The sequence below is a fragment of the Streptomyces glomeratus genome (assembly GCF_021462825.1).
Lineage (GTDB): Bacteria > Actinomycetota > Actinomycetes > Streptomycetales > Streptomycetaceae > Streptomyces > Streptomyces glomeratus.
In genome coordinates this window covers 272,229-298,400 of record NZ_JAKEEB010000004.1, presented here as the reverse complement: position 1 = coordinate 298,400, position 26,172 = coordinate 272,229, and the positions used below count along the sequence as shown (strand labels likewise).

Genomic DNA, 26,172 nt, shown 5'->3' with positions numbered 1-26,172 from the left:
ATGAAGATCAAGAAGGGCGACCTGGTCCAGGTCATCACCGGCAAGGACAAGGGCAAGCAGGGCAAGGTCATCGCGGCCTACCCTCGCGAGGACCGCGTCCTGGTCGAGGGTGTCAACCGGGTCAAGAAGCACACCAAGGCCGGCCCGACCGCCGGCGGTTCCCAGGCCGGCGGCATCGTGACCACCGAGGCCCCGATCCACGTGTCCAACGTTCAGCTGGTCGTGGAGAAGGACGGTCAGAAGGTCGTCACGCGTGTCGGCTACCGCTTCGACGAGAACGGCAACAAGATCCGCGTTGCCAAGCGGACGGGTGAGGACATCTGATGACTACCACCACCAATCCGCGTCTGAAGCAGAAGTACCGCGACGAGATCGCCCCCAAGCTGCGTGACGAGTTCAAGTACGAGAACGTCATGCAGATTCCGGGCCTCGTCAAGATCGTGGTCAACATGGGTGTGGGCGACGCCGCCCGCGACTCCAAGCTGATCGAGGGCGCCATCCGCGACCTCACCACGATCACCGGTCAGAAGCCGGCCGTCACCAAGGCCCGCAAGTCCATCGCGCAGTTCAAGCTGCGTGAGGGCCAGCCGATCGGTGCCCACGTCACGCTCCGTGGCGACCGCATGTGGGAGTTCCTGGACCGCACCCTGTCGCTCGCGCTGCCGCGCATCCGCGACTTCCGCGGCCTGTCCCCCAAGCAGTTCGACGGCCGTGGCAACTACACCTTCGGTCTCACCGAGCAGGTCATGTTCCACGAGATCGACCAGGACAAGATCGACCGCGTCCGGGGTATGGACATCACCGTGGTCACCACGGCGACCAACGACGCTGAGGGCCGTGCGCTCCTTCGTCACCTCGGCTTCCCGTTCAAGGAGGCGTGAGCGAGATGGCGAAGAAGGCTCTGATCGCTAAGGCTGCTCGCAAGCCCAAGTTCGGTGTGCGTGGCTACACGCGCTGCCAGCGCTGCGGCCGTCCGCATTCCGTGTACCGCAAGTTCGGCCTGTGCCGCGTGTGCCTTCGTGAGATGGCTCACCGTGGCGAGCTGCCGGGCGTGACCAAGAGCTCCTGGTAACAGCCCAGTTGGGTTGATACCGGGCTCTCGGTAAGCATCTGGGTCGGCAGGCGGCCCACCTCACATGCCTTAGGCTTGTGGGGTTGGGCGTCTGTCGCCCGTACGACTTACTACGCCGTAGGTCCACCGCGCCGCACCCGTCCCGTCTCGGATCGGGGAGAGGGATGGCGCACCAGGAAACCCCGGCGAGAGAGGCCGAAGGCCAATTCATGACCATGACTGATCCGATCGCAGACATGCTTACGCGTCTGCGTAACGCGAACTCGGCGTACCACGACTCCGTGACGATGCCGGCATCGAAGATCAAGTCGCACATCGCGGAGATCCTCCAGCAGGAGGGCTTCATCACGGGCTGGAAGATCGAGGACGCCGAGGTCGGCAAGAACCTCGTCCTCGAGCTGAAGTTCGGCCCGAACCGTGAGCGCTCCATCGCGGGCATCAAGCGGATCTCCAAGCCCGGTCTCCGGGTGTACGCGAAGTCCACCAACCTGCCGAAGGTGCTCGGCGGCCTCGGCGTGGCGATCATCTCCACGTCGCACGGGCTCCTCACCGACAAGCAGGCCGGCAAGAAGGGCGTGGGTGGGGAAGTCCTCGCCTACGTCTGGTAGCAGAAGGGAACGGAGGAAACAGCTATGTCGCGTATTGGCAAGCTCCCCATCACGGTTCCCGCCGGCGTGGACGTCACCATCGACGGCCGTACGGTCTCGGTCAAGGGCCCCAAGGGCGAGCTGACCCACACCGTCGTGGCACCGATCGAGATCGTCAAGGGTGAGGAAGGCGTTCTGAACGTCACCCGCCCGAACGACGAGCGTCAGAACAAGGCCCTGCACGGCCTGTCCCGCACGCTGGTGGCGAACATGATCACCGGCGTGACCCAGGGTTACGTGAAGAAGCTCGAGATCAGCGGTGTCGGTTACCGCGTGACGGCCAAGGGCTCGAACCTCGAGTTCGCGCTCGGCTACAGCCACCCGATCGTCGTCGAGGCGCCCGAGGGCATCACCTTCAAGGTGGAGACCCCGACCCGCTTCCAGGTCGAGGGCATCGACAAGCAGAAGGTCGGCGAGGTTGCGGCCAACATCCGCAAGCTGCGCAAGCCCGACCCGTACAAGGCCAAGGGTGTCAAGTACGAGGGCGAAGTCATCCGCCGCAAGGTCGGAAAGGCGGGTAAGTAAGCCATGGCATACGGGCAGAAGATCCTCAAGGGCGACGCCTACAAGCGCGCCGCGATCAAGCGCCGTCACATCCGGATCCGCAAGCGGATCGCCGGTACGGCGGAGCGTCCCCGTCTGGTCGTGACCCGCTCCAACCGCCACATCGTGGCGCAGGTGATCGACGACCTCAAGGGCCACACCCTGGCTTCCGCGTCCACTCTGGACGCGTCGGTCCGTGGGGGCGAGGGCGATAAGTCCTCGCAGGCCAAGCAGGTCGGCGCCCTGGTCGCCGAGCGTGCCAAGGCCGCCGGTGTCGAGGCTGTCGTGTTCGACCGTGGTGGCAACCAGTACGCCGGGCGCATCGCCGCCCTGGCGGACGCCGCCCGCGAAGCCGGGCTCAAGTTCTGAGCCGCTTGTAGCTAGCGGAAAGAGAGAGGTAATCCAATGGCTGGACCCCAGCGCCGCGGTGGCGGTGCCGGTGGCGGCGAGCGGCGGGACCGGAAGGGCCGTGACGGCGGCGCAGCTGCCGCCGAGAAGACCGCGTACGTTGAGCGCGTCGTCGCGATCAACCGCGTCGCCAAGGTTGTGAAGGGTGGTCGTCGCTTCAGCTTCACCGCGCTGGTCGTGGTGGGCGACGGTGACGGCACCGTGGGTGTCGGATACGGCAAGGCCAAGGAGGTGCCGGCCGCCATCGCCAAGGGCGTTGAGGAGGCCAAGAAGCACTTCTTCAAGGTCCCCCGGATCCAGGGCACCATCCCTCACCCCATCCAGGGTGAGAAGGCTGCCGGCGTCGTACTGCTCAAGCCCGCGTCCCCGGGTACCGGTGTTATCGCCGGTGGTCCGGTGCGTGCCGTGCTCGAGTGCGCCGGTATCCACGACGTCCTGTCGAAGTCGCTCGGCTCCGACAACGCGATCAACATCGTGCACGCGACCGTGGCGGCCCTGAAGGGTCTGCAGCGTCCCGAGGAGATCGCGGCCCGCCGTGGTCTGCCGCTCGAGGACGTCGCTCCCGCGGCTCTGCTGCGTGCGCGTGCCGGGGCGGGTGCGTAATCATGGCGCAGCTCAAGATCACGCAGGTCAAGTCCTACATCGGCAGCAAGCAGAACCACCGTGACACCCTGCGGTCGCTTGGTCTCAAGGGGATCAACACCGTGGTCGTCAAGGAGGACCGCCCCGAGTTCCGCGGCATGGTGCACACCGTCCGCCACCTCGTGACGGTCGAGGAGGTCGACTGATCATGGCGGAGCAGAACCCGCTCAAGATCCACAACCTCCGTCCCGCCCCGGGCGCCAAGACCGCCAAGACCCGTGTCGGTCGTGGTGAGGCGTCGAAGGGTAAGACGGCCGGTCGTGGCACCAAGGGCACCAAGGCCCGCTACCAGGTTCCGGAGCGCTTCGAGGGTGGCCAGATGCCGCTGCACATGCGCCTCCCGAAGCTGAAGGGCTTCAAGAACCCCTTCAAGACCGAGTACCAGGTCGTGAACCTCGACAAGCTGGCCGCGCTCTACCCCGAGGGTGGCGAGGTCACCGTCGAGGGTCTGGTGGCCAAGGGCGCCGTTCGCAAGAACGCGCTCGTCAAGGTCCTCGGCCAGGGCGAGGTCTCCGTGGCGCTGCAGGTGACGGTCGACGCCGTCTCCGGCTCCGCCAAGGAGAAGATCACCGCTGCCGGCGGTACCGTCACCGAGCTCGTCTGAATTTTTCGGGCGTCTCGATGACCTGAACGATCCCGACCGGGGATATCCCACATAAGGGGTATCCCCGGTTGGTCGTTCCAAGGGGGGCAGTCTCGCCGGTAAGGTGGCCTGCACTGCCAACTTTCACAGGGTGCCGCAGTGCGGGCACTCTGGACGGCAGTCGACCGTTACTCATGTCGTTGTCCAAGTCGGAATCTCAAGACCGTCACCCTTGACGCAGTTGCGCGGGGGTCGCAGGAGGCACCGTGCTCACCGCGTTCGCCCGGGCGTTCAGGACGCCCGACCTGCGCAAGAAGCTGCTCTTCACGCTCGCGATCATCGTGGTGTACCGGGTCGGTACGCACATCCCGATCCCCGGCGTCGACTACAAGAGCGTCCAGACCTGTATCGACGTGGCCAACAAGGGCAACCAGAGCCTGTTCGGTCTGGTCAACATGTTCAGCGGCGGAGCGCTGCTGCAGATCACGGTCTTCGCGCTCGGCATCATGCCGTACATCACGGCGAGCATCATTCTCCAGCTGCTGACCGTGGTCATCCCGCGCCTGGAGGCCCTGAAGAAGGAGGGCCAGGCGGGTACGGCGAAGATCACGCAGTACACCCGTTACCTGACGGTGGCGCTGGCGATCCTCCAGGGCACCGGTCTGGTGGCCACCGCCCGCAGCGGCGCGCTGTTCAACGGCTGCCCGGTGGCGACCCAGATCGTCCCGGACCAGTCGATCTTCACCACCATCACGATGGTCATCTGCATGACCGCCGGTACGGCCGTCGTCATGTGGCTCGGTGAGCTGATCACCGACCGCGGCATCGGCAACGGCATGTCGATCCTGATGTTCATCTCGATCGCCGCGACGTTCCCGACCGCGCTGTGGGCCATCAAGAAGCAGGGAACCCTGGCCGGCGGCTGGATCGAGTTCGGCACGGTCATCCTCGTCGGCCTGGTCATGGTCGGCCTGGTGGTCTTCGTCGAGCAGGCGCAGCGGCGCATCCCCGTCCAGTACGCGAAGCGCATGATCGGCCGCCGCTCCTACGGCGGTACGTCCACATACATCCCGCTGAAGGTGAACCAGGCGGGTGTGATTCCCGTCATCTTCGCGTCGTCGTTGCTGTACATCCCGGCTCTGGTGGCCCAGTTCGCCGGGGGCACTTCCGACTGGAAGCGCTGGATCAACGACAACCTGACCAAGGGCGACCACCCGCTTTACATCACTTTGTACTTCTTGCTCATCGTTTTCTTCGCGTTCTTCTACGTGGCGATCTCGTTCAACCCCGAGGAAGTCGCGGACAACATGAAGAAGTATGGTGGCTTCATCCCGGGCATCCGGGCCGGTCGGCCCACCGCTGAGTACCTGTCGTACGTGCTCAACCGGATCACCTGGCCGGGTTCGCTGTACCTGGGTCTGATCGCTCTCGTACCGACAATGGCGTTGGTTGGCTTCGGGGCTAGCCAGAACTTCCCGTTCGGTGGGACCAGCATCCTGATCATCGTGGGTGTCGGTCTCGAGACGGTGAAGCAGATCGAGAGCCAGCTCCAGCAGCGCAATTACGAAGGGTTCCTCCGCTGATGCGAATCGTCCTCGTCGGGCCGCCCGGTGCCGGTAAGGGAACGCAGGCCGCGTTCCTCGCCAAGAACCTGTCGATCCCGCACATCTCCACGGGCGACCTGTTCCGCGCCAACATCAGCCAGCAGACGGAACTCGGCAAGCTGGCGAAGTCCTACATGGACAAGGGCGAACTGGTCCCGGACGAGGTCACCATCGCGATGGCCAAGGACCGTATGGAGCAGCCCGACGCGAGGAACGGCTTCCTGCTGGACGGCTTCCCTCGTAACGTGCAGCAGGCCGAGGCGCTGGACGACATGCTCAAGGCCGAGGGTATGAAGCTGGACTCGGTCCTCGACCTCGAGGTTCCCGAGGAGGAGGTCGTCAAGCGCATCGCGGGCCGCCGCGTGTGCCGCAACGACTCGTCGCACGTCTTCCATGTGTCGTACAAGCCGGCGAAGCAGGACGGCGTCTGCGACATCTGCGGCGGCGAGCTGTACCAGCGCGACGACGACTCCGAGGAGACCGTCCGCAAGCGGCTGGAGGTCTACCACACCCAGACCGAGCCGATCATCGACTACTACAAGGCCCAGGACCTGGTGGTCACCATCTCGGCCCTCGGCAAGGTGGAAGAGGTCACCCAGCGCGCCATGGAGGCGCTCAAGCAGAAGGCCGGCGACAAGTAGCCTTCGTCGCCGCCACGGCCGCGGTTCCCCTGCCGGGGGACCGCGGCCGATCTGTGGGCGGTGCTCCTCGGGGGCGGAGGGGCTGGATGACACAGCCCCGTATCGTTGAAGGTATCCGTAGTCTCCCGGTCAGAAAGGCCGCAGTCCTCATGGTGCAGATCAAGACCCCCGAGCAGATCGCCAAGATGCGCGAGGCGGGGCTGGTCGTCGCCGCCGTGCACGCGGCCACCCGGGAGGCGGCGGTGCCGGGCGCCACGACGAAGGATCTGGACGAGGTGGCTCGCAAGGTCCTCGCCGAGCACGGGGCGAAGTCGAACTTCCTGGGCTACGGCGGCTTCCCCGCGACCATCTGCACCTCGGTGAACGAGGTGGTCGTCCATGGCATCCCCTCGGAGGACGTGGTGCTCAAGGACGGCGACATCATCTCCGTCGACGCGGGCGCGATCGTCGACGGCTGGCACGGGGACGCCGCCTTCACCGCGTTCGTGGGGTCCGGCCACGCCCCGGAGCTGGTCGAGCTGTCCCGGGTGACCGAGGAGTCCATGTGGGCCGGGATCGCGGCGATGAAGCAGGGCAACCGGCTCGTCGACGTCTCCCGGGCCGTCGAGACGTACATCCGTCGGCAGCCCAAGCCGGGCGGCGGGCGGTACGGGATCATCGAGGACTACGGCGGGCACGGCATCGGCACCGAGATGCACATGGACCCGCACCTGCTGAACTACGTGGACCGGCGGCGCGGCAAGGGCCCGAAGCTGGTGCCCGGCTTCTGCCTGGCGATCGAGCCGATGGTGTCGCTGGGAACCCCGAGGACGGAGGTCCTCGAGGACGACTGGACCGTCATCACCACGGACGGTACGTGGTCGTCGCACTGGGAGCACTCCGTCGCCCTGACGGAACAGGGCCCCCTGGTGCTCACGGCCCCCGACGGCGGCAAGGCCAAGCTGGCGGAGTACGGCGTCACCGCCGCCCCCGATCCTCTCGCATAATGATCTCCGCCTCGGGGCAGACTCCCCCGATTCGTGTTTCCGGGTGCGCTGACGTAGACTGACTCGTCGGCTCTCGTGCACTCGCATGCCCGCATGCGCTCGTACGGAGTCGATCAAGGTAGTCGATTCGAAGGGCGAAGCGTGGCCAAGAAGCAAGGTGCCATCGAGATCGAGGGCACTGTCGTCGAGTCTCTGCCGAACGCCATGTTCAAGGTCGAGCTCCAGAACGGCCACCAGGTCCTGGCACACATCAGCGGCAAGATGCGTATGCACTACATCCGCATCCTCCCTGACGACCGGGTCGTGGTGGAGCTGTCTCCGTACGACCTGACGCGTGGCCGGATCGTCTACCGCTACAAGTAGATCTTGCCCGCACCCTGCTCCGGCGGGGTGGTGGCACTGACCCGGAGAACCTCACATCCCATGAAGGTCAAGCCGAGCGTCAAGAAGATCTGCGACAAGTGCAGGGTGATCCGCCGTCACGGCCGGGTCATGGTCATCTGCGAGAACCCGCGCCACAAGCAGCGCCAGGGCTGACGCACGACCGCACCCTCTGCATCGACTCGCAGAGATTCGCGCGACGCAAGCTGAATAGTTCATACGCAGGGCCCGAGCCATATGGCTCGACACCCCCGGTTCGGAGGCCGGGGACCCAGTTCGTACCTAGTACGGCGGCTGGGAGCCGGTCCTGCGGAAGACCTCCGAAGATCAACTGGAGCCATTGAATGGCACGCGTTTCCGGTGTTGACATCCCGCGCGACAAGCGCGTGGAGATCGCCCTCACCTACGTGTTCGGCATCGGCCGGACCCTTTCGCAGCAGACGCTGGCAGCCACCGGCGTCGACCCGAACACCCGCGTTCGCGACCTGACCGAAGAGCAGCTCGTCGCGATCCGCGAGTACGTCGACAACAACATCAGGACCGAGGGTGACCTCCGTCGCGAGATCCAGGCCGACATCCGCCGCAAGGTGGAGATCGGCACGTACCAGGGTCTGCGGCACCGCCGCGGTCTGCCCGTCCGCGGTCAGCGCACCAGCACCAACGCCCGTACCCGCAAGGGCCCGCGTCGCGCCATCGCCGGCAAGAAGAAGCCGGGCAAGAAGTAGTCCGCAGCGGACACCTGTCCACGGTCTTCGCTGTAGGACCGACCACCTCCCTAGGAGTTAAAGGATGCCCCCCAAGGGACGTCAGGGCGCTGCCAAGAAGGTGCGCCGCAAGGAAAAGAAGAACGTCGCTCACGGCCACGCGCACATCAAGAGCACGTTCAACAACACCATCGTTTCGATCACCGACCCGTCCGGCAACGTGATCTCCTGGGCCTCCGCCGGCCACGTCGGCTTCAAGGGCTCCCGGAAGTCCACGCCGTTCGCCGCGCAGATGGCCGCCGAGTCGGCCGCCCGCCGCGCCCAGGAGCACGGCATGCGCAAGGTCGACGTGTTCGTCAAGGGTCCGGGCTCCGGTCGTGAGACCGCGATCCGCTCCCTGCAGGCCACGGGCCTCGAGGTCGGCTCCATCCAGGACGTCACCCCGACCCCGCACAACGGCTGCCGTCCCCCGAAGCGCCGCCGCGTCTGACGCTTCGAGGTAGCGGTTTCCGGGCGGTACGGCCCCTTCCGGCCGTGCCGCCCGTACCCTTGCAGTACCCGCGCCTTCCGGGCGTGGATTCCGTCGGGTGTCATATAGCGGGCGCCCACGACTGAAGGATCTGATCCACACATGCTGATCGCTCAGCGTCCCTCGTTGACCGAAGAGGTCGTCGACGAGTTCCGCTCCCGGTTCGTGATCGAGCCGCTGGAGCCGGGCTTCGGCTACACCCTCGGCAACTCGCTGCGTCGTACGCTCCTCTCCTCGATCCCGGGTGCGGCGGTCACGTCCATCCGCATCGACGGCGTTCTGCACGAGTTCACCACCGTGCCGGGCGTCAAGGAGGACGTCACCGACCTGATCCTCAACATCAAGCAGCTGGTCGTCTCCTCGGAGCACGACGAGCCGGTCGTGATGTACCTGCGCAAGCAGGGCCCGGGTCTCGTCACCGCCGCCGACATCGCGCCCCCGGCCGGTGTCGAGGTGCACAACCCCGACCTCGTCCTCGCCACGCTGAACGGCAAGGGCAAGCTGGAGATGGAGCTGACCGTCGAGCGCGGTCGCGGTTACGTCTCCGCCGTGCAGAACAAGCAGGTGGGCCAGGAGATCGGCCGTATCCCGGTCGACTCGATCTACTCGCCGGTTCTCAAGGTCACCTACAAGGTCGAGGCGACCCGTGTCGAGCAGCGCACCGACTTCGACAAGCTGATCGTCGACGTCGAGACCAAGCAGGCCATGCGTCCGCGTGACGCCATGGCGTCGGCCGGCAAGACCCTGGTCGAGCTGTTCGGCCTCGCCCGCGAGCTGAACATCGACGCCGAGGGCATCGACATGGGCCCGTCCCCGACGGACGCCGCCCTGGCCGCCGACCTGGCGCTGCCGATCGAGGAGCTGGAGCTCACGGTCCGCTCCTACAACTGCCTCAAGCGTGAGGGCATCCACTCCGTGGGTGAGCTCGTCGCCCGCTCCGAGGCCGACCTGCTGGACATCCGCAACTTCGGCGCGAAGTCCATCGACGAGGTCAAGGCGAAGCTGGCCGGCATGGGCCTGGCCCTGAAGGACAGCCCGCCCGGATTCGACCCGACCGCCGCCGCGGACGCCTTCGGCGCGGACGACGACGCGGACGCGGGCTTCGTCGAGACCGAGCAGTACTGAGAGCTCGGACCAGACGGTCCGATTTCGGGTGCGGGTGCGCTGTGCTTGATCGCACGGTTCCCCGCTCCGCTTCCGGGGCGCCCCTTCGGGGACGCCCCGGATCTCCGACGGGCGACCGCCCGCTCGGATACTGACTCCGGTACCTGACACGGCCGGGGCAGACACCTAGGAGAAACACGATGCCGAGGCCCACCAAGGGCGCCCGTATGGGCGGCAGCGCCGCGCACGAGAAGATCATCCTCGCGAACCTCGCGAAGGCGCTCTTCGAGCACGGCCGTATCACCACCACCGAGGCGAAGGCGCGCAAGCTGCGTCCGTACGCCGAGCGTCTGGTCACCAAGGCGAAGAAGGGCGACCTTCACAACCGCCGTCAGGTGCTCCAGGTCATCACGGACAAGAGCGTCGTCCACACGCTCTTCACCGAGATCGGCCCGCGCTACGAGAACCGTCCGGGTGGCTACACCCGCATCACCAAGATCGGTAACCGCCGTGGCGACAACGCTCCCATGGCCGTGATCGAGCTGGTCGAGGCGCTGACGGTGCAGCAGAAGGCGGTCGGCGAGGCCGAGGCGGCGACCAAGCGTGCCGTCAAGGAGGCCGAGGCCAAGGCCGAGGAGCCCAAGGTCGAGGACGCGGTTCCAGCCGCGGACGAGGCCGCCGAGGCTCCGGCCGAGGAGTCGAAGGACGCCTGAGGTCCACCCTCGCCCTGAGCGGGTCCGCCCTTCGCGGGGCGGGCCCGCTTTCGCGTACCTGAGAGGATCCGGCGGTGAGTGAGGATCCGGGAGTGAGCTGAGGATCCGGCAGTGAGTGAGGGTCCGGGAGTGAGTGAGGATCCAGGAGTGAGTGACGAAGTACAGACCGGTCACGTTCGTGTCCGTCTCGACCTTTCCTACGACGGCAGCGGTTTCCACGGCTGGGCCAAGCAGGCCGGCGGCAAGCGGACCGTGCAGGGGGAGATCGAGGACGCGCTGCGGACGGTCACACGGTCCCGGGAGACATACGAGCTGACCGTCGCCGGACGGACCGACGCCGGGGTGCACGCCCGCGGCCAGGTGGCCCATGTCGATCTGCCCCTGGAGGTCTGGGGCGAGCACCGCGGGAAGCTGCTGAAGCGGCTGGCGGGGCGGCTGCCCAAGGACGTGCGGGTGTGGGCCCTCCGGGAGGCGCCCAGCGGCTTCAACGCCCGCTTCTCCGCCGTCTGGCGGCGCTACGCCTACCGGGTCACCGACAACCCCGGCGGTGTCGATCCGCTCCTGCGGGGCCATGTCCTCTGGCACGACTGGCCGCTCGACGTGGACGCCATGAACGAGGCGGCCCGGGGGCTCTTCGGGGAGCACGACTTCGCCGCCTACTGCAAGAGGCGCGAGGGCGCGACCACCATCCGCACCCTCCAGGAGCTGAGCCTGGTGCGCGACGGGGACGGGATCGTCACCGCCACGGTCCGGGCGGACGCGTTCTGTCACAACATGGTGCGCTCGCTGATCGGGGCGCTGCTGTTCGTGGGGGACGGGCACCGCCCGCCCGACTGGCCCGCGAAGGTGCTGGCCGCCCGGGTACGGGACTCGGCGGTGCACGTCGTACGGCCGCACGGGCTCACGCTGGAGGAGGTCGGCTACCCGGCCGACGAACTGCTCGCCGCGCGGAACAAGGAGGCGCGGAACAAGCGGACGCTGCCGGGGGCCGGCTGCTGCTGAGCCCCCGGCAGTGTCCGCGGCGCCACCGGCCGGGGGCGTGGCGCCGGCGGTTCGGCGGCGCTACTGGTTGGTGGCCGCGGCCGCCTGTGCCTCGCCGCGGCGCCGTATCTGGCGGAAGGTGAACTCGGCCAGGTCGTCGCCGGCGGCGAAGACCTTGGCGTCCTTGGCCGTCACGTCCTTGCCGTTGGTGAAGCCGGCGAGCGTGAAATAGGCGTAGCGGCCGTAGGAATTGGTGGTGGAGCGGCAGACCGTCGTCCGGCAGAAGGCGGGCACCCCCTTGCCGAACAGCGACCTGAGAATGCTCTTGCTGTCGGCCTGCTGCTTCGCCTTGGTGGCCTGGGACGCGGTGTCGAACAGTGCCACGCCGACCGTCACGGCGACGCCGTCCTTGGTGTAGGTGGCGCGGAACACCTTGGTGCAGCCGTTCTTGGCGAGCACCGCGGGCAGGGTGCCCTGGACGGCGGACGCGCAGTTCGTGCCGGTGTCCGAGGGTCCCCGCTTGTAGACGTTCGCGCCCACGGTCAGCTGGGTGCCGGGGAACAGCGTGTTCGCGCTGATCGGGGCCTTGTCCTTCTTGGCGCTGGAGATGAAGTCCATCGGATTCAGCGGCGGAGGGGCCGAGGTCGGCGCGAAGGAAGGTGCCGGGTCGGCGCTCTCACTGGGGATGTTTGCCGTGCTGGGCAGGGCGCCAGCCGGCTTGTTCGAGGCGTTGGCGTTGCCGTTCGCGGACACGACCGCCACCGTGACGGCGGCGCCGATGCCGATCGTGGCCAGGGCCCCGCCGACGATCAGCAGCACCCGACGGCGCTTGTTGCGCGCCTCGGAGGCTTCGGCGAGCGCGGCCCAGTCAGGGGTGCCACTGCCGCTCCGGCTGCCCCACTCCGACTGCTGGGAACTCGGTTTCCAGGGATCCCACTGGGGCTCCCCCTGCCCATAACTCATGCGGCGCATCTTAGACGCGCCGCGGACCGCCTTGTTCCCCTTCGGTGGGCACCAAGGCGACAACACAGCTCAAGTGTGACCGGGCTGCCGGCCCCCGTCCGACGCGGCCGGGCGCCGGCGGCCCCGTTTTGACCCCTGTGGGCGCCCCGGTTATCCTGGCTGTTCGTTATGTGTATTGGCTTGCTCATTCTCACGTGAGGGGCCCTTACACCGGTCCACCGGGCCGATGACCAGCGACCAGCACGCGGCTTGCGTCACCGCGGTGCGGTCAGGGCTGTCGTGATCGTCTTCGGTGACCTTGTCAGGAACCTCACTGAAGAAGCGAAGGCTACGAACCGTGCGTACGTACAGCCCCAAGCCCGGCGATGTGACGCGTCAGTGGCACGTCATCGACGCTCAGGACGTCGTCCTGGGCCGTCTGGCCACCACTGCCGCCACCCTTCTGCGCGGCAAGCACAAGCCGATCTACGCGCCCCACGTGGACGCCGGCGACTTCGTCATCATCATCAACGCGGACAAGGTGCACCTGTCCGGCAACAAGCGGACCCAGAAGATGGCGTACCGCCACTCCGGCTACCCGGGTGGTCTGCGTTCCGTCCGCTACGACGACCTGCTGGCGAACAACCCCGAGAAGGCCGTCGAGAAGGCCGTCAAGGGCATGCTCCCCAAGAACTCCCTGGGCCGTCAGATGCTCTCGAAGCTGAAGGTCTACAAGGGTGACCAGCACCCGCACGCTGCCCAGCAGCCGGTGCCGTTCGAGATCACCCAGGTCGCGCAGTAAGTCCGGCCACCCCCTAAGACTGAAGAGAATCTGAGGAGAATCGTGGCCGAGACCACTGCCGAGCAGCCGCTCGAAGAGCTTGACATCGACAGCTACACCACGGAGACCGAGGTCCCGCTGGAGGGTGAGTACACCTCCGAGTCCCTCGCCTCCCGTTTCGGTGAGCCCCAGCCGGCCGCCGGCCTGGGCCGTCGCAAGAACGCCATTGCCCGTGTCCGGATCGTTCCGGGCTCCGGCAAGTGGAAGATCAACGGTCGCACCCTCGAGGACTACTTCCCGAACAAGGTGCACCAGCAGGAAGTGAACGAGCCCTTCAAGGTGCTCGAGCTCGAGGGCCGCTACGACGTCATCGCCCGCATCGCGGGTGGCGGCGTGTCGGGTCAGGCCGGTGCGCTCCGTCTCGGTGTCGCCCGCGCCCTGAACGAGGCGGACGTCGACAACAACCGCGGCCCGCTGAAGAAGGCCGGCTTCCTGCGTCGTGACGACCGTGCGGTCGAGCGCAAGAAGGCCGGTCTGAAGAAGGCCCGCAAGGCGCCGCAGTACAGCAAGCGCTAATCGCGCCCGCTGGTCGCGCAGGCTCGTACCGCCTGCCGCGCGTACGTATCGCCCCGGCAGCACGCTCCGTGCCGCCGGGGCGGTTCGTTTACGCGGAAAGATGCTTATCACCGGCTTTTGGAGCTTATGGAGCAATCCCGACAGGCTCGGGACGACTGCGTGGGATAAGCCTCAAGACGGGTCCGGGGGATGTACGTATCCCGCGCCGGTCTGGACACTCGGCATGAGCCGGATATTTGCAGCAAGTTCGGAGGACAGCACAGTGGGACGACTCTTCGGCACCGACGGCGTGCGCGGTGTCGCCAACGCGGATCTCACGGCCGAGATGGCACTCGGCCTGTCCGTGGCGGCGGCGCACGTACTGGCCGAGGCGGGCACGTTCGAGGGCCACCGGCCGACGGCGGTCGTCGGACGCGATCCGCGGGCGTCCGGGGAGTTTCTGGAGGCCGCCGTGGTCGCCGGTCTCGCCAGCGCGGGCGTGGACGTGCTGCGCGTCGGCGTGCTGCCCACCCCGGCCGTCGCGTATCTGACCGGTGCGCTCGGGGCCGACCTCGGGGTGATGCTCTCGGCCAGCCACAACGCCATGCCCGACAACGGCATCAAGTTCTTCGCCCGCGGCGGCCACAAGCTCGCCGACGAGCTGGAGGACAAGATCGAGGCCGTCTACGAGGAGCACAGGACCGGCGCGCCCTGGGACCGTCCCACCGGTGCCGGAGTCGGCCGGGTGAGGGCGTATGACGAGGGCTTCGACCAGTACGTCGCCCACCTCATCGGGGTCCTGCCGAACCGGCTCGACGGGCTCAAGATCGTCCTGGACGAGGCGCACGGCGCCGCCGCCCGGGTCTCGCCCGAGGCGTTCAGCCGGGCGGGTGCCGAGATCGTCACGATCGGCGCGGAGCCCGACGGACTCAACATCAACGACGGCTGCGGCTCCACCCACCTGGCGAAGCTGAAGGCCGCCGTCGTCGAGCACGGCGCCGACCTCGGCATCGCGCACGACGGGGACGCCGACCGCTGTCTCGCCGTGGACCACACCGGTGAGGAGGTGGACGGCGACCAGATCCTGGCCGTGCTCGCGCTGGCGATGCGGGAGCGTTCCGCACTGCGCTCCGACACCGTTGTCGCGACGGTCATGTCGAATCTGGGCTTCAAGCTGGCCATGGAGCGCGAAGGCATCCAGCTCGTGCAGACCGCGGTCGGCGACCGGTATGTGCTGGAGGAGATGAAGAACAAGGGCTACGCCCTGGGCGGCGAGCAGTCCGGCCACGTCATCATCCTCGACCACGCCACCACCGGCGACGGCACGCTGACCGGCCTGATGCTGGGCGCCCGGGTCGCGCAGACCGGCCGTACGCTCAAGGAACTCGCGTCCGTGATGGAGCGGCTGCCGCAGGTCCTCGTGAACGTCCCGGACGTCGACAGGTCCCGCGTCGGCACGTCCGCCGAGCTGGCCGCCGCCGTGACCGAGGCCGAGCGGGAACTGGGGTCCACCGGACGGGTGCTGCTGCGTCCGTCGGGCACGGAGCCGCTCGTGCGGGTCATGGTCGAGGCCGCCGACATCGACCAGGCCCGGTCGGTCGCCGGCCGTCTGGCGGACGCGGTGAAGTCGGCGCTCGGCTAGTACCGTCCGGCCCGGATGATACGGCCCCCCCGCCGGCCCGGAACCGCCTCCGGCCCGGCGGGGTGAGCGCGCCGTCCGGGCGCCGGCGCACCGGGGCTCACAGCTTGCGCAGGCTCAGCCGCTGCACCGTGTGGTCCGGGCCCTTGCGCAGCACCAGGGCGGCGCGGCCCCGGGTGGGGGCGATGTTCTCCACCAGATTGGGCTTGTTGATGGTGCGCCACATGGTGCGGGCGTAGTCGAGGGCCTCGTCCTCCGAGACCTGGGTGTACTTGCGGAAGTACGAGGACGGGTTCTGGAACGCCGTCTGACGGAGCTTCTTGAACCGGTTGAGGTACCAGCGTTCGATGTCCTCGGTGCGGGCGTCCACGTACACGCTGAAGTCGAAGTAGTCCGCGAGGCCGACCCGGGTGCGGCCGTCCTTCCCGGGCAGGGCCGGCTGCAGCACATTGAGGCCTTCGACGATCAGGATGTCCGGGCGGCGCACGGTGAGCTTGCGGCCGGGGACGATGTCGTAGATCAGGTGGGAGTAGACCGGCGCGGTCACCTCGTCCTTGCCGGCCTTGATGTCGGCGACGAAACGGGTGAGCGCGCGGCGGTCGTACGACTCGGGGAAGCCCTTCCGGGACATCAGCCCGCGGGCCTGGAGCTCCTTGGTCGGCAGCAGGAAGCCGTCGGTGGTGACCAGCTCCACCCGCGGATGCTCGGGCCAGCGGGACAGCAGGGCCTGGAGAAGGCGGGCCACGGTCGACTTGCCGACCGCCACCGAGCCCGCCACACCTATCACGAAGGGCGTCCCGGACTGGGAGCCCTGCTCACCGAGGAAGGTGTTCAGGGCGCCGCGCAGGCCGTCCGTGGCGCCGACGTAGAGGTTGAGGAGCCGGGACAGCGGCAGGTAGATGTCCCGCACCTCGTCGAGGTCGATGACGTCACCCAGACCGCGCAGCTTCTCGACCTCCTCGGCGGTCAAGGGCAGCGGCGTCTTGTCACGCAGCGCACTCCACTCGGCACGGGTGAGGTCGACGTAGGGAGTCGCCTCCGGCCTGGGCCGGTGGGCGCTCCGGGGCATCGAGGAGACCGGAGAGATCACAGTCCATTGTTAACGGAGTTTGAACGAGCGGCGGGGTGGGGTGCGTCACGCCGGGAGCGTATGGCGGCGCGCAGCGGACCGAACGCAAACTCGCCGTCGACCGGGTGCGGGGGCGTCTCGTGGTCGTCGCGCTCCCAGTGCAGTCGGTCGCAGCCCCAGCACGGCCACTTCGCCGTCCGGCGGCTTGTTCCGGCCCACCCGTGCGTGACGGCGACGGCTCGGCAGTCCCTGCCCTGGCTCCCGTCGGTGCGGTCACGGGCCGACTTGGCGTTCGTACGCCAGTGGGAAATTCCGATTTCGGGCAGGATTCGGGAGGTCGGGGCGCCGCCCGGACCGTAGGCTGCGGCACATGTGCGGAATCGTGGGATACGTGGGGCCGCAGTCGGCGCTCGATGTGGTCGTGGCGGGACTGAAGAGGCTGGAGTACCGGGGCTACGACTCGGCGGGCGTCGCCGTGCTCTCGGACGGCAGCCTGGCGGCCGCCAAGAGGGCCGGGAAGCTGGTGAATCTGGAGAAGGCGCTGGTCGAACGGCCGTTGCCGAGCGGCACCACGGGCATCGGGCACACCCGCTGGGCCACCCACGGCGGACCCACCGACGCCAACGCGCACCCGCACCTCGACAACGCCGGACGTGTCGCCGTCGTCCACAACGGCATCATCGAGAACTTCGCGGTGCTGCGGGCCGAGCTGGAGGAACGGGGCCACGCCCTCGACTCCGAGACGGACACGGAGGTCGTCGCGCATCTGCTCGCCGAGGAGTTCTCCGCCACCGCGGACCTCGCGGAGGCGATGCGACTGGTGTGCCGGCGGCTGGAGGGCGCGTTCACGCTCGTCGCGGTGCACGCCGACGATCCGGATGTGGTCGTGGGGGCGCGGCGCAACTCCCCGCTCGTGGTGGGCGTCGGCGAGGGTGAGGCCTTCCTCGCCTCGGACGTGGCCGCCTTCATCGCCCACACCCGCTCCGCGATCGAGCTGGGCCAGGACCAGGTGGTGGAGCTGCGCCGGGACGGAGTGACGGTCACCGGCTTCGACGGCCGGCCCGCAGACGTCCGCTCGTACCACGTCGACTGGGACGCCTCGGCCGCCGAGAAGGGCGGCTACGACTACTTCATGCTCAAGGAGATCGCCGAGCAGCCCAAGGCGGTCGCCGACACCCTGCTCGGCCGGATCGACGCGGCCGGCTCGCTGACGCTCGACGAGGTGCGGATCTCCACCGCCGAGCTGCGCGAGGTCGACAAGGTCGTGATCGTGGCCTGCGGGACCGCGTTCCACGCCGGGCTGATCGCCAAGTACGCCATCGAGCACTGGACGAGGATCCCGTGCGAGGTGGAGCTGGCCAGCGAGTTCCGCTACCGGGACCCGATCCTCGACCCACGCACACTGGTCATCGCCATCTCCCAGTCCGGCGAGACGATGGACACGCTGATGGCGCTCCGGCACGCCCGCGAGCAGGGCTCCAAGGTGCTCGCGATCTGCAACACCAACGGCTCGACGATTCCACGCGAGTCGGACGCGGTGCTGTACACGCACGCGGGCCCGGAAGTCGCGGTGGCGTCCACGAAGGCGTTCCTGACCCAGCTCGTCGCCTGCTACCTGGTGGCCCTCTACCTGGGCCAGGTGCGCGGCACCAAGTGGGGCGACGAGATCCGGGCCGTGATCCGCGACCTGTCGAAGATCTCCCAGGAGGTCGAACGGGTCCTGAAGACCATGGAGCCGGTACGGGAGCTGGCGCGCTCGCTCGCCACGAAGAACACCGTGCTGTTCCTGGGCCGGCATGTGGGCTATCCGGTGGCCCTCGAAGGCGCCCTCAAGCTCAAGGAACTGGCGTACATGCATGCCGAGGGCTTCGCGGCGGGCGAACTGAAGCACGGGCCGATCGCTCTGATCGAAAAGGACCTGCCGGTCGTGGTCGTGGTGCCGTCACCGCGTGGCCGCTCGGTCCTGCACGACAAGATCGTGTCGAACATCCAGGAGATCCGGGCGAGGGGCGCGCGCACGATCGTGATCGCGGAGGAGGGTGACGAGGCGGTGGCCCCGTACGCCGACCATCTGATCCGCATCCCGGCGACGCCGACCCTGCTCCAGCCGCTGGTCGCGACGGTGCCGCTCCAGGTCTTCGCCTGTGAGCTGGCGACCGCCCGGGGGAACGAGGTGGATCAGCCGCGGAACCTGGCGAAGTCGGTGACGGTGGAGTAGGCCTCGCTCTTCAGGCCTTCGATGAAGGTGGTGAAGGCTCCGGCCGGGAAGGAGAGGGTTCCCTCGGCCGGGGTCTTTGAGTCGCGTATGGATATACGGGTGGGCGAGTCGGCGATCTCCACACAGTCGTTGCCGTCGCCGGGGCCCGAGTAGGACGACTTCCGCCAGTTGCCGGGGGTGGTCATTGCGCGTCACAGCTCCTTCGCCAGCCTGTGGATGAAGTCACGGGACTGATCGGGTTCGAGCGATACAGCCTCCACTCTATGGAAGAGTGTTCGAAAAGCGCCTAGTTGTGCCTCCGAGTCGATGAACGCGGTGCCATGGGGTGCGTCTCGGACCACCGTGTCGAGCTTGGGCACGGCGCCGCCCGCGTACTTCATGGTGCTTGTGGCTCCTGCGAAGCCGTCCAGGTCGAACGGGATGACGCGCAGGACGATGTGCTCTGCTTCGGAGAGTTCCAGGAGCCGGGAGAGCTGGACCCGTGAAGCGGCGCGGCCGCTGACCCTGATCCGCAGGGCTGTCTCGTGGACCACCGCTTCGTACGGGACCGGCGCGGGTTCTTCGAGGATCACCTTGCGCTGCATCCGATGCTGGACACGCAACTCGACGTCTGCAGGGGGAAGTTCGGGGACCCTGAAGGAGTAGACCGCGCGTGCGTAGTCCTCCGTCTGAAGCAGGCCGGGGATGTACGGCAGCGCCACCTCACGTAGGGACGTGGCATGGTGCTCCAACTCGGCGAGGTCGAGGAACGGTGCGGGAAGCAGCCTTCGATACTCCTCCCACCAGCCACGCGTCCGGTCGGTTGCCATCGCCACCAGGGCATCGATGAATGCGTCGTCCGTGCAGGCGTAGTGGGACGCGAGTTGACGCAGTCGCTGCTCGCTCACTCCCGAGATGCCGGATTCGATCTGGCTCATCTGAACGGAACTCGCGCCAAGTCGGCTCGCGGCCTCGGTTGCCTTGAGGCCCGCGGCCTCACGCAGCCTCCGAAGTTCGGTTCCCAGGCGTACCTGACGTGCTGTGGGGTGCCGTCGAGCTGGCACGGCGACCTTCTTTCAACCTCTTGGGCAGGACGACTCGTTCGAGGGTCAGGCTACGCGACCGGCTTGCACGGACTGAAATTTATGGCCTACCGTCAGTGACCAATCGGAAGCGCACCGCTCCGTCGCGCCACGACGGCTGCGGCAATGCCACCGCCCGCCCCGCAACCCCACCACCGACCAAACGGAGCTGACGCATGCCCGAAAACGCGAACGAATCCTGGGAGTACTGCCTGTACATCCCGAACGACCCACGCGCCGTCACCATCAGTCGCCGCACCCTCCGCCTGATCCTCACCGCGCACGGCCTGATCCGCCTGGTGGACACCGCCGAACTCCTCGCGACGGAGCTGGTCTCCAACGCCGTGCGGCATACCAAGGGTCCGGCAGCACTGCGCGTGCGCTGGTCCGCGGGGGTGTTACGGATCGGGGCGTGGGACGCCGACCCCGGGCCTCCGGAGCCACCCCTGCCACCGGAGCAGGTGGCCCAGCTGGAGGAGGGGCGGGGGCTGGCACTGGTGCGGGCCTGCGCCGATCTGTGGGGCTGGCAGCCGCTGACGAGGGGCGGCAGCCGGGGCAAGGTCGTCTGGTGCGAACTGGCCGCGGCGGCCTGATCGCTTTTGCACCGCTCGCATCTTCCAGGAGCGGCCCAAGGCCGCCGACTACTTCTTCGACTTCCTGGAAACCAGCCTGGGTAACACCCCAGCCGGACAGAAACTGAAGGAAATCATGTCGTTCGTCAGCTACTTCCCCGGCCGGGGAACGTCCGCGAAACCGCCTACCTCGAAGGCAAGGCCGAAGGTAAAGCCGAAGGCAGGGCCGAAGACCGCGCATCGCTGATCCTGCGCGTCCTGGAGAAGCACGGGATCCCCGTCCCCGAGGAGACACGGGCACCCGCTTCCTCGATCGGGCCGTCACCGCGACGCACCAGGCCGATCTGGTCACCGGGGAGCGGGCGCACGGTCGCCGGTCGGATCGTAGAGTGCCCGGATGAGCATCATCGGAGTCGGGATCGACGTGGCCGAGATCGACCGTTTCCGGGCGTCGCTGGAGCGGACGCCGGGGCTGGCCCAACGTGTTTTCCTGCCGCAGGAGCTGCTGCTGCCCAGCGGCGAACGGCGCGGTATCGCCTCGCTGGCCGCGCGGTTCGCGGCCAAGGAGGCGGTGGCCAAGGCCCTCGGCGCGCCGGGCGGGCTGCACTGGACCGACGCCGAGGTATACGTCGAGGACAGCGGGCAGCCCCGGCTGCGTGTGACGGGTACGGTGGCGGCCCGCGCAGCCGAACTCGGCGTACAGAACTGGCATGTGTCACTCAGTCATGACGCCGGTGTGGCGTCGGCGGTGGTCGTGGCCGAGGGGTAGAGCCTCCGTCATGGTGTGAGGGCGGTGGGGGAGACTCGACGGTATGCGTACTGCGTACAGCGTGGAGACGGTGAGGGCCGCCGAGCGTTCCCTCATGGCACGGCTACCGGAGGGTGCGCTGATGCAGCGCGCCGCCGCCGGACTGGCCGCGGCCTGTGCGGACTTGCTCGGGCGGGTGTACGGCAGCCGAGTGGTGCTGCTGGTCGGCAGCGGGGACAACGGTGGTGACGCCCTGTATGCCGGGGCGCGCCTCGCCCGGCGCGGGGCGGGCGTCACGGCCGTACTGCTGTCGCCCGAACGCGCCCATCACGGAGGGCTCGCCGCCCTGCGGAGGGCGGGCGGCTCGGTCGCGGAGCCCTCGAAGGCCGCCGAGGAGCTGATCGGGCGGGCCGACCTCGTCGTCGACGGCATCGTCGGCATCGGCGGCAAGGGCGGGCTGCGGCCGGACGCCGCCGCGCTCGCCGCGCTCGCCGAACAGTCACGCGCGGCCGTCGTCGCCGTCGATCTGCCGAGCGGGGTCGAGGCGGACAGCGGGGAGGTACGGGGGGCGGCCGTACGCGCGGACCTGACCGTGACCTTCGGCACCCACAAGCCGGCCCTGCTGATCGATCCGGGGCGGGAGTACGCCGGTTCGGTACGCCTGGTCGACATCGGGCTCGACCTGCCGGAGGAGACGGAACTCGAGGCGCTGCAGCACGCGGACGTGGCGGCGCGGCTTCCGCTGCCGCAGGCGATGAGCGACAAGTACCGGCGCGGAGTGGTCGGCATCGCCGCCGGATCCGCGCGCTACCCCGGGGCGGCCGTGCTCGCCGTGGCGGGGGCGCTGCGGGGAGGGGCGGGGGCCGTGCGGTATGTGGGGCCCGCCGGGAACGCGGTGATCAGCCGCTTCCCGGAGACCCTGGTGTCCGACCGGGGGCCCGCGAAAGCCGGACGGGTGCAGGCGTGGGTGGTCGGCCCCGGTGCCGGGGACGACGCCGCGACGGTTGCGGAGGTCCTGGAGGCGGACGTGCCGGTGCTCCTCGACGCGGACGGGCTGCGGCTGGCCGACCGTGAGGCCGTACGCGGCCGCGGGGCGCCGACGCTGATGACCCCACACGCCGGTGAGGCTGCCGCCCTGCTCGGCGTGTCACGCGAGGAGGTGGAGGGCGCCCGGCTCTCGGCGGTGCGGGAACTGGCGGCGCTGTACCGGGCGACCGTCCTGCTCAAGGGCTCCACCACGCTGGTGGCGGACCCCGGTGGCGGGCCGGTGCGGGTGAACTCCACGGGCACGCCGTGGCTCGCGACCGCAGGCAGCGGAGACGTGCTGTCCGGATTGACCGGTTCACTGCTCGCGGCCGGCCTCTCCGCACGGGACGCGGGCAGCGTGGGGGCCTATCTGCACGGCCTCGCGGGCCGTTACGCGGCGGACGGCGCCCCCGCCGGTGCCCACGACGTGGCGGACACGATCCCGGAGGCCTGGCGGGACGTCCGGGGCTGAACGCGCGGGCGGGGCGCGGCCGGGAACGGCCCGATACCCAACGGGGGGTCCATCCGTACCGCCTGGGAGAGCCTGCCCGGGAGACCCCGTCCGGGCGGCACCGCCCGGACGGCGACCGCAGGCGCGTCGCGTGATCCGTGGGCGGCTCCGGGCCCCGCCTCGGGCCGCCGGGTGCCCGCCTGGAGGGGAACGTGTGACGTGCGCCACAACCCGCGGCCCCCGTCGAGGGCGACGCCGAGTCGTACGCCCCCCGCCCCCCGTACCGGCGCGACCGCAAGCCCCGCACATGCCACCCTGCGGTGCGTCGGTCCGAGGCTCACGGGCACCCGTCGGCAGGCCACCGCAGTCCGGGGCGTGCGCCGCAGGCCCGAGTGCCCGCGCGTCGGACGCCCGGCCGCGGGCCGTGCGTCCGCGTCGCCGCCCACGAGCGGACCGGTGCCGGAACGTCGTCGGAGGCCTCTGAGACACTGGGGGCGCGATGACGAGTTCTGAGACAGCACCCCTGCGTGCCCGCGCCGAGATCGATCTGGCTGCGCTGCGGGCGAACGTACGTGCCCTGCGTGCCCTCGCGCCCGGCGCGGCCCTGATGGCCGTCGTGAAGTCGGACGCGTACGGCCACGGGGCGGTGCCGTGCGCCCGCGCGGCTCTGGAGGCCGGCGCCGAGTGGCTCGGCACGGCCACCCCCGAAGAGGCCCTCGCCCTGCGCGCGGCCGGCTTGTCCGGGCGCGTCCTGTGCTGGCTCTGGACCCCCGGCGGCCCCTGGCGTGAGGCGATCGAGGCCGATGTGGACGTCTCCGTGAGCGGACTGTGGGCTCTGGAGGAGGTGCGCGAGGCGGCGGCCGCCGCGGGCGCGCCCGCCCGTGTCCATCTCAAGGCCGACACGGGCCTCGGGCGCAACGGCTGCCAGCCCTCGGACTGGCCGGAACTCGTCGCCGAGGCCCTGCGCGCCGAGGCCGAGGGCCTGGTCACCGTCGTGGGCCTGTGGTCGCACTTCGCCTGCGCGGACGAGCCCGGACACCCCTCCATCCAGGCCCAACTGGGCTGTTTCCGGGAGATGGTGGCGTACGCCGAGGAGCAGGGCGTACGGCCGGAGGTGCGGCACATCGCCAACTCGCCCGCCACGCTTACCCTGCCCGAGGCCCACTTCGACCTCGTCCGGACGGGGATCGCGGTGTACGGCCTCTCGCCCAGCCCCGAGCTGGGCACCCCCGCCGACCTCGGACTGCGCCCGGTGATGAGCCTGAAGGCCGCGCTTGCCCTGGTGAAGCAGGTCCCCGGCGGTCACGGCGTCAGCTACGGCCACCTGTACACCACCTCCGGCAGCACCACCCTCGGCCTGGTCCCCGTCGGCTACGCGGACGGCATCCCGCGCCACGCCTCCGGCACCGGACCGGTCCTGGTCGACGGCAAGCTGCGTAAGGCCGCGGGCCGGATCGCCATGGACCAGTTCGTGGTGGACCTGGGCGGCGACGAGCCGGCGCCCGGCACGGAGGCCGTCCTCTTCGGTTCCGGCGACCTCGGCGAGCCCACGGCCGAGGACTGGGCGCAGGCGGCCGGAACCATCGCTTACGAAATCGTGACCCGGATCGGAACCCGCGTGCCCCGCGTCTACGTAAATGTGAAGGCGGAACGAGATGGGTAACCCATACGGGTGAACCTGGGCAGGCGTGGGGCAGGACGAGGGGAGCATCCGGCGATGAGGAGGGGGACGTGAGCGAGACGAGCGCGGAGGCCTTGGAGGCCGTCGCGGGCGCCACCTCCACCACAACCGGGAGCTGGCGCATCGCCGGCCTCGCAGGCGCCGCGATAGGCGTCGTCGCGGCGGGCGCCGCGGCCGGTGTCGCCCTCGAGCGGATGACGGTCGGCCGCGGTATGCGCCGCAAGGCCCGGCTCGCCCTCGACTCGGCCGGCCCCTACGGCTCGCTCCGCGGCGCCCCCGGCAAGGCGTACGCCGACGACGGCACGGAGCTGTACTACGAGGTCGACGAAGTGGAGCCGGAGGGCGGCCCCGCACCGCGCCGCCGCCGGCTCTTCGGACGCAAGGCCCCGGTCCCGGTCACCGTCGTTTTCAGCCATGGTTACTGCCTGAGCCAGGACTCCTGGCACTTCCAGCGGGCCGCGTTGCGCGGCGTGGTGCGGACCGTGCACTGGGACCAGCGCAGCCACGGCCGCTCCGGGCGCGGAGCGGCCCAGGCACAGGGCACACCCGTCTCCATCGACCAGCTCGGGCGGGATCTGAAGGCCGTGGTGGACGCGGCCGCGCCCGAGGGGCCGATCGTGCTCGTCGGTCACTCCATGGGCGGTATGACGGTGATGGCCCTCGCCGACCAGTACCCCGAGCTGATCCGCGACCGGGTCGTCGGCGTGGCCCTGGTCGGCACCTCGTCCGGACGGCTCGGCGAGGTCAACTTCGGGCTGCCCGTCGCGGGCGTCAACGCGATACGGCGCGTCCTGCCCGGCGTGCTGAAGGCGCTGGGTCAGCAGGCCGAGCTGGTGGAGAAGGGGCGCAGGGCCACCGCCGACCTGTTCGCGGGGATCATCAAGCGGTACTCGTTCGCCTCCCGGGACGTCGACCCGGCCGTCGCCCGGTTCGCCGAGCGCATGATCGAGGCCACGCCCATCGACGTGGTCGCCGAGTTCTATCCGGCGTTCGCCGACCACGACAAGACCAAGGCGCTGGCCCGTTTCGCCGGCCTACCCGTGCTGGTGCTGGCCGGTGTCCGGGACCTGGTGACGCCGAGCGAGCACAGCGAGGCGATCGCCGGTCTGCTGCCCGACGCCGAACTCGTGCTGGTGCCGGACGCCGGGCACCTGGTGATGCTGGAGCACCCCGAGGTCGTCACCGATCGCCTCGCCGACCTTCTGATGCGCTCGGGAGCGGTTCCGGCAGGGGCTACCGTGGGGGGCTATGGAAGCACCAGCACCAGCACCGCACAGCCCGGCTGAGACCCCGCTGCCGGGCGTCACCGCCGAGTTCACCGTCACCTCCCCCGAACAGATGCAGGAGCTGGGGCGCCGTCTGGCCAAGCTGCTGCGCGCCGGCGACCTCGTGATGCTGAACGGCGAGCTGGGGGCGGGCAAGACCACGCTGACCCGCGGCCTCGGCGAGGGGCTCGGGGTGCGTGGCGCGGTCACCTCGCCGACCTTCGTGATCGCCCGGGTGCACCCGTCCCTCGGGGGCGGCCCGCCGCTGGTCCACGCGGACGCGTACCGCCTGAGCGGCGGGCTCGACGAGATGGAGGACCTCGACCTCGACGTCTCGCTGCCGGACTCCGTGGTCGTCGTGGAGTGGGGCGAGGGCAAGGTCGAGGAGCTGGCGGACGACCGGCTGCACGTGATCATCCACCGTGCGGTCGGGGACACGACGGACGAGGTGCGCCACGTGACCCTGAGGGGCCTGGGACACCGCTGGGCGGCGGTGGACCTCGCCGTGCTGTCGGCCTGAGGGCGCCGCCACCGGGGCTTCGCCCCGCATCCCGGGCGAACACCGCGGGGTGCGGGGCGCTCGTATGTTCGGTCGAACATGCCGACAAGTCGTCGGCAAAGTGTTG

At 69.1% G+C, this 26,172-nt stretch carries 33 protein-coding genes; 29 read left to right on the top strand and 4 right to left on the bottom strand.

Annotated features, from left to right (window positions below):
• The 19 genes from rplX (at position 1) to truA (ending at position 11,559) form a co-directional block, all read left to right on the top strand.
• Entirely contained in the window at positions 1–324 is a 324-nt protein-coding gene (gene rplX / locus LZ604_RS07115) for a 50S ribosomal protein L24 (protein WP_234513436.1), read from the top strand.
• On the top strand, positions 324–881 hold the full coding sequence (gene rplE, locus LZ604_RS07110; protein ID WP_234513434.1) for a 50S ribosomal protein L5: 558 nt from the start codon (positions 324–326) through the stop codon (positions 879–881). Before rplX ends, rplE begins: the two co-directional genes overlap by 1 nt.
• A 5-nt stretch (positions 882–886) precedes the next feature.
• The gene (locus tag LZ604_RS07105) at positions 887–1,072 is read left to right on the top strand and encodes a type Z 30S ribosomal protein S14 (RefSeq protein WP_003948630.1); all 186 of its coding nucleotides are present in this window, start codon (positions 887–889) and stop codon (positions 1,070–1,072) included.
• Positions 1,073–1,281: 209 nt separating this feature from the next.
• A complete protein-coding gene (rpsH, locus tag LZ604_RS07100) occupies positions 1,282–1,680 on the top strand; it encodes a 30S ribosomal protein S8 (protein ID WP_007494756.1) in 399 nt (132 codons plus the stop codon).
• Positions 1,681–1,704: 24 nt separating this feature from the next.
• Positions 1,705–2,244 carry a 50S ribosomal protein L6 gene (gene rplF / locus LZ604_RS07095; RefSeq protein ID WP_234513432.1) on the top strand — a complete coding sequence of 180 codons (540 nt, stop codon included), beginning with the start codon at positions 1,705–1,707 and terminating at the stop codon, positions 2,242–2,244.
• 3 nt (positions 2,245–2,247) lie between these two features.
• Positions 2,248–2,631, top strand: a complete 384-nt coding sequence (rplR, locus tag LZ604_RS07090) for a 50S ribosomal protein L18 (RefSeq protein ID WP_067299854.1) — start codon at positions 2,248–2,250, stop codon at positions 2,629–2,631.
• Positions 2,632–2,667: 36 nt separating this feature from the next.
• A complete protein-coding gene (gene rpsE / locus LZ604_RS07085; RefSeq protein WP_003992370.1) occupies positions 2,668–3,273 on the top strand; it encodes a 30S ribosomal protein S5 in 606 nt (201 codons plus the stop codon).
• 2 nt (positions 3,274–3,275) lie between these two features.
• Positions 3,276–3,458, top strand: coding sequence for a 50S ribosomal protein L30 (gene rpmD, locus LZ604_RS07080; RefSeq protein ID WP_003998814.1), 183 nt, complete (start codon positions 3,276–3,278; stop codon positions 3,456–3,458).
• 2 nt (positions 3,459–3,460) lie between these two features.
• Positions 3,461–3,916 carry a 50S ribosomal protein L15 gene (rplO, locus tag LZ604_RS07075; RefSeq protein WP_030233862.1) on the top strand — a complete coding sequence of 152 codons (456 nt, stop codon included), beginning with the start codon at positions 3,461–3,463 and terminating at the stop codon, positions 3,914–3,916.
• Positions 3,917–4,161: 245 nt separating this feature from the next.
• On the top strand, positions 4,162–5,478 hold the full coding sequence (gene secY / locus LZ604_RS07070) for a preprotein translocase subunit SecY (protein WP_234513430.1): 1,317 nt from the start codon (positions 4,162–4,164) through the stop codon (positions 5,476–5,478).
• Positions 5,478–6,140 carry an adenylate kinase gene (locus tag LZ604_RS07065; RefSeq protein ID WP_234513429.1) on the top strand — a complete coding sequence of 221 codons (663 nt, stop codon included), beginning with the start codon at positions 5,478–5,480 and terminating at the stop codon, positions 6,138–6,140. Before secY ends, LZ604_RS07065 begins: the two co-directional genes overlap by 1 nt.
• Before the next feature lie 149 nt (positions 6,141–6,289).
• Positions 6,290–7,126: a type I methionyl aminopeptidase gene (gene map, locus LZ604_RS07060; RefSeq protein ID WP_234513428.1), complete on the top strand. Its 837-nt coding sequence runs from the start codon at positions 6,290–6,292 to the stop codon at positions 7,124–7,126.
• Between the two features lie 141 nt (positions 7,127–7,267).
• Positions 7,268–7,489, top strand: coding sequence for a translation initiation factor IF-1 (infA, locus tag LZ604_RS07055; protein WP_003948620.1), 222 nt, complete (start codon positions 7,268–7,270; stop codon positions 7,487–7,489).
• Between the two features lie 60 nt (positions 7,490–7,549).
• Positions 7,550–7,663: a 50S ribosomal protein L36 gene (gene rpmJ / locus LZ604_RS07050; protein WP_003998809.1), complete on the top strand. Its 114-nt coding sequence runs from the start codon at positions 7,550–7,552 to the stop codon at positions 7,661–7,663.
• Positions 7,664–7,851: 188 nt separating this feature from the next.
• Positions 7,852–8,232: a 30S ribosomal protein S13 gene (gene rpsM / locus LZ604_RS07045; RefSeq protein WP_234513427.1), complete on the top strand. Its 381-nt coding sequence runs from the start codon at positions 7,852–7,854 to the stop codon at positions 8,230–8,232.
• 64 nt (positions 8,233–8,296) lie between these two features.
• Positions 8,297–8,701 (top strand): 30S ribosomal protein S11, encoded by a 405-nt coding sequence (gene rpsK / locus LZ604_RS07040; protein WP_003956432.1) that lies wholly within the window; start codon positions 8,297–8,299, stop codon positions 8,699–8,701.
• A gap of 141 nt (positions 8,702–8,842) precedes the next feature.
• Positions 8,843–9,865 (top strand): DNA-directed RNA polymerase subunit alpha, encoded by a 1,023-nt coding sequence (locus tag LZ604_RS07035; protein WP_003966937.1) that lies wholly within the window; start codon positions 8,843–8,845, stop codon positions 9,863–9,865.
• A 179-nt stretch (positions 9,866–10,044) separates the two neighbouring features.
• Entirely contained in the window at positions 10,045–10,557 is a 513-nt protein-coding gene (rplQ, locus tag LZ604_RS07030) for a 50S ribosomal protein L17 (RefSeq protein WP_234513426.1), read from the top strand.
• A 147-nt stretch (positions 10,558–10,704) separates the two neighbouring features.
• Positions 10,705–11,559 (top strand): tRNA pseudouridine(38-40) synthase TruA, encoded by an 855-nt coding sequence (truA, locus tag LZ604_RS07025; protein WP_234513425.1) that lies wholly within the window; start codon positions 10,705–10,707, stop codon positions 11,557–11,559.
• Positions 11,560–11,619: 60 nt separating this feature from the next.
• On the opposite strand, the gene LZ604_RS07020 is transcribed toward truA, so the two are convergent.
• Positions 11,620–12,510, bottom strand: a complete 891-nt coding sequence (locus LZ604_RS07020) for a hypothetical protein (RefSeq protein ID WP_234513424.1) — start codon at positions 12,508–12,510, stop codon at positions 11,620–11,622.
• A gap of 328 nt (positions 12,511–12,838) precedes the next feature.
• Between LZ604_RS07020 and rplM the strand changes: the two genes are divergently transcribed.
• From rplM to glmM, 3 genes are all read left to right on the top strand, one after another.
• A complete protein-coding gene (gene rplM, locus LZ604_RS07015; RefSeq protein WP_146463583.1) occupies positions 12,839–13,282 on the top strand; it encodes a 50S ribosomal protein L13 in 444 nt (147 codons plus the stop codon).
• A gap of 42 nt (positions 13,283–13,324) precedes the next feature.
• A complete protein-coding gene (gene rpsI / locus LZ604_RS07010) occupies positions 13,325–13,837 on the top strand; it encodes a 30S ribosomal protein S9 (RefSeq protein ID WP_234513423.1) in 513 nt (170 codons plus the stop codon).
• 262 nt (positions 13,838–14,099) lie between these two features.
• The gene (glmM, locus tag LZ604_RS07005; RefSeq protein ID WP_234513421.1) at positions 14,100–15,458 is read left to right on the top strand and encodes a phosphoglucosamine mutase; all 1,359 of its coding nucleotides are present in this window, start codon (positions 14,100–14,102) and stop codon (positions 15,456–15,458) included.
• A 97-nt stretch (positions 15,459–15,555) separates the two neighbouring features.
• Here the strand turns inward: glmM and coaA are convergent, their stop codons facing one another.
• On the bottom strand, positions 15,556–16,524 hold the full coding sequence (gene coaA / locus LZ604_RS07000) for a type I pantothenate kinase (protein ID WP_234513419.1): 969 nt from the start codon (positions 16,522–16,524) through the stop codon (positions 15,556–15,558).
• 370 nt (positions 16,525–16,894) lie between these two features.
• On the opposite strand from coaA, the gene glmS reads away from it, so the two are divergent.
• Positions 16,895–18,742 (top strand): glutamine--fructose-6-phosphate transaminase (isomerizing), encoded by a 1,848-nt coding sequence (gene glmS, locus LZ604_RS06995; RefSeq protein ID WP_234513417.1) that lies wholly within the window; start codon positions 16,895–16,897, stop codon positions 18,740–18,742.
• Here the strand turns inward: glmS and LZ604_RS06990 are convergent.
• Positions 18,703–18,927: a DUF397 domain-containing protein gene (locus LZ604_RS06990; protein WP_234513416.1), complete on the bottom strand. Its 225-nt coding sequence runs from the start codon at positions 18,925–18,927 to the stop codon at positions 18,703–18,705. The genes glmS and LZ604_RS06990 overlap by 40 nt on opposite strands.
• Before the next feature lie 6 nt (positions 18,928–18,933).
• Entirely contained in the window at positions 18,934–19,785 is an 852-nt protein-coding gene (locus LZ604_RS06985) for a helix-turn-helix domain-containing protein (RefSeq protein ID WP_234513415.1), read from the bottom strand.
• Between the two features lie 194 nt (positions 19,786–19,979).
• On the opposite strand from LZ604_RS06985, the gene LZ604_RS06980 reads away from it, so the two are divergent.
• The 6 genes from LZ604_RS06980 (at position 19,980) to tsaE (ending at position 26,066) form a co-directional block, all read left to right on the top strand.
• Positions 19,980–20,396 (top strand): ATP-binding protein, encoded by a 417-nt coding sequence (locus tag LZ604_RS06980; RefSeq protein ID WP_234513414.1) that lies wholly within the window; start codon positions 19,980–19,982, stop codon positions 20,394–20,396.
• Between the two features lie 376 nt (positions 20,397–20,772).
• Positions 20,773–21,144, top strand: coding sequence for a holo-ACP synthase (locus LZ604_RS06975; protein WP_234513413.1), 372 nt, complete (start codon positions 20,773–20,775; stop codon positions 21,142–21,144).
• Between the two features lie 43 nt (positions 21,145–21,187).
• Positions 21,188–22,621, top strand: a complete 1,434-nt coding sequence (locus LZ604_RS06970; RefSeq protein WP_234513412.1) for an NAD(P)H-hydrate dehydratase — start codon at positions 21,188–21,190, stop codon at positions 22,619–22,621.
• Between the two features lie 478 nt (positions 22,622–23,099).
• A complete protein-coding gene (gene alr / locus LZ604_RS06965; protein ID WP_234513411.1) occupies positions 23,100–24,263 on the top strand; it encodes an alanine racemase in 1,164 nt (387 codons plus the stop codon).
• A 68-nt stretch (positions 24,264–24,331) separates the two neighbouring features.
• Entirely contained in the window at positions 24,332–25,567 is a 1,236-nt protein-coding gene (locus LZ604_RS06960) for an alpha/beta fold hydrolase (protein ID WP_234513410.1), read from the top strand.
• On the top strand, positions 25,530–26,066 hold the full coding sequence (gene tsaE / locus LZ604_RS06955; RefSeq protein ID WP_234513409.1) for a tRNA (adenosine(37)-N6)-threonylcarbamoyltransferase complex ATPase subunit type 1 TsaE: 537 nt from the start codon (positions 25,530–25,532) through the stop codon (positions 26,064–26,066). The genes LZ604_RS06960 and tsaE overlap by 38 nt, the downstream gene beginning before the upstream one ends.
• Positions 26,067–26,172: the final 106 nt, after the last annotated feature.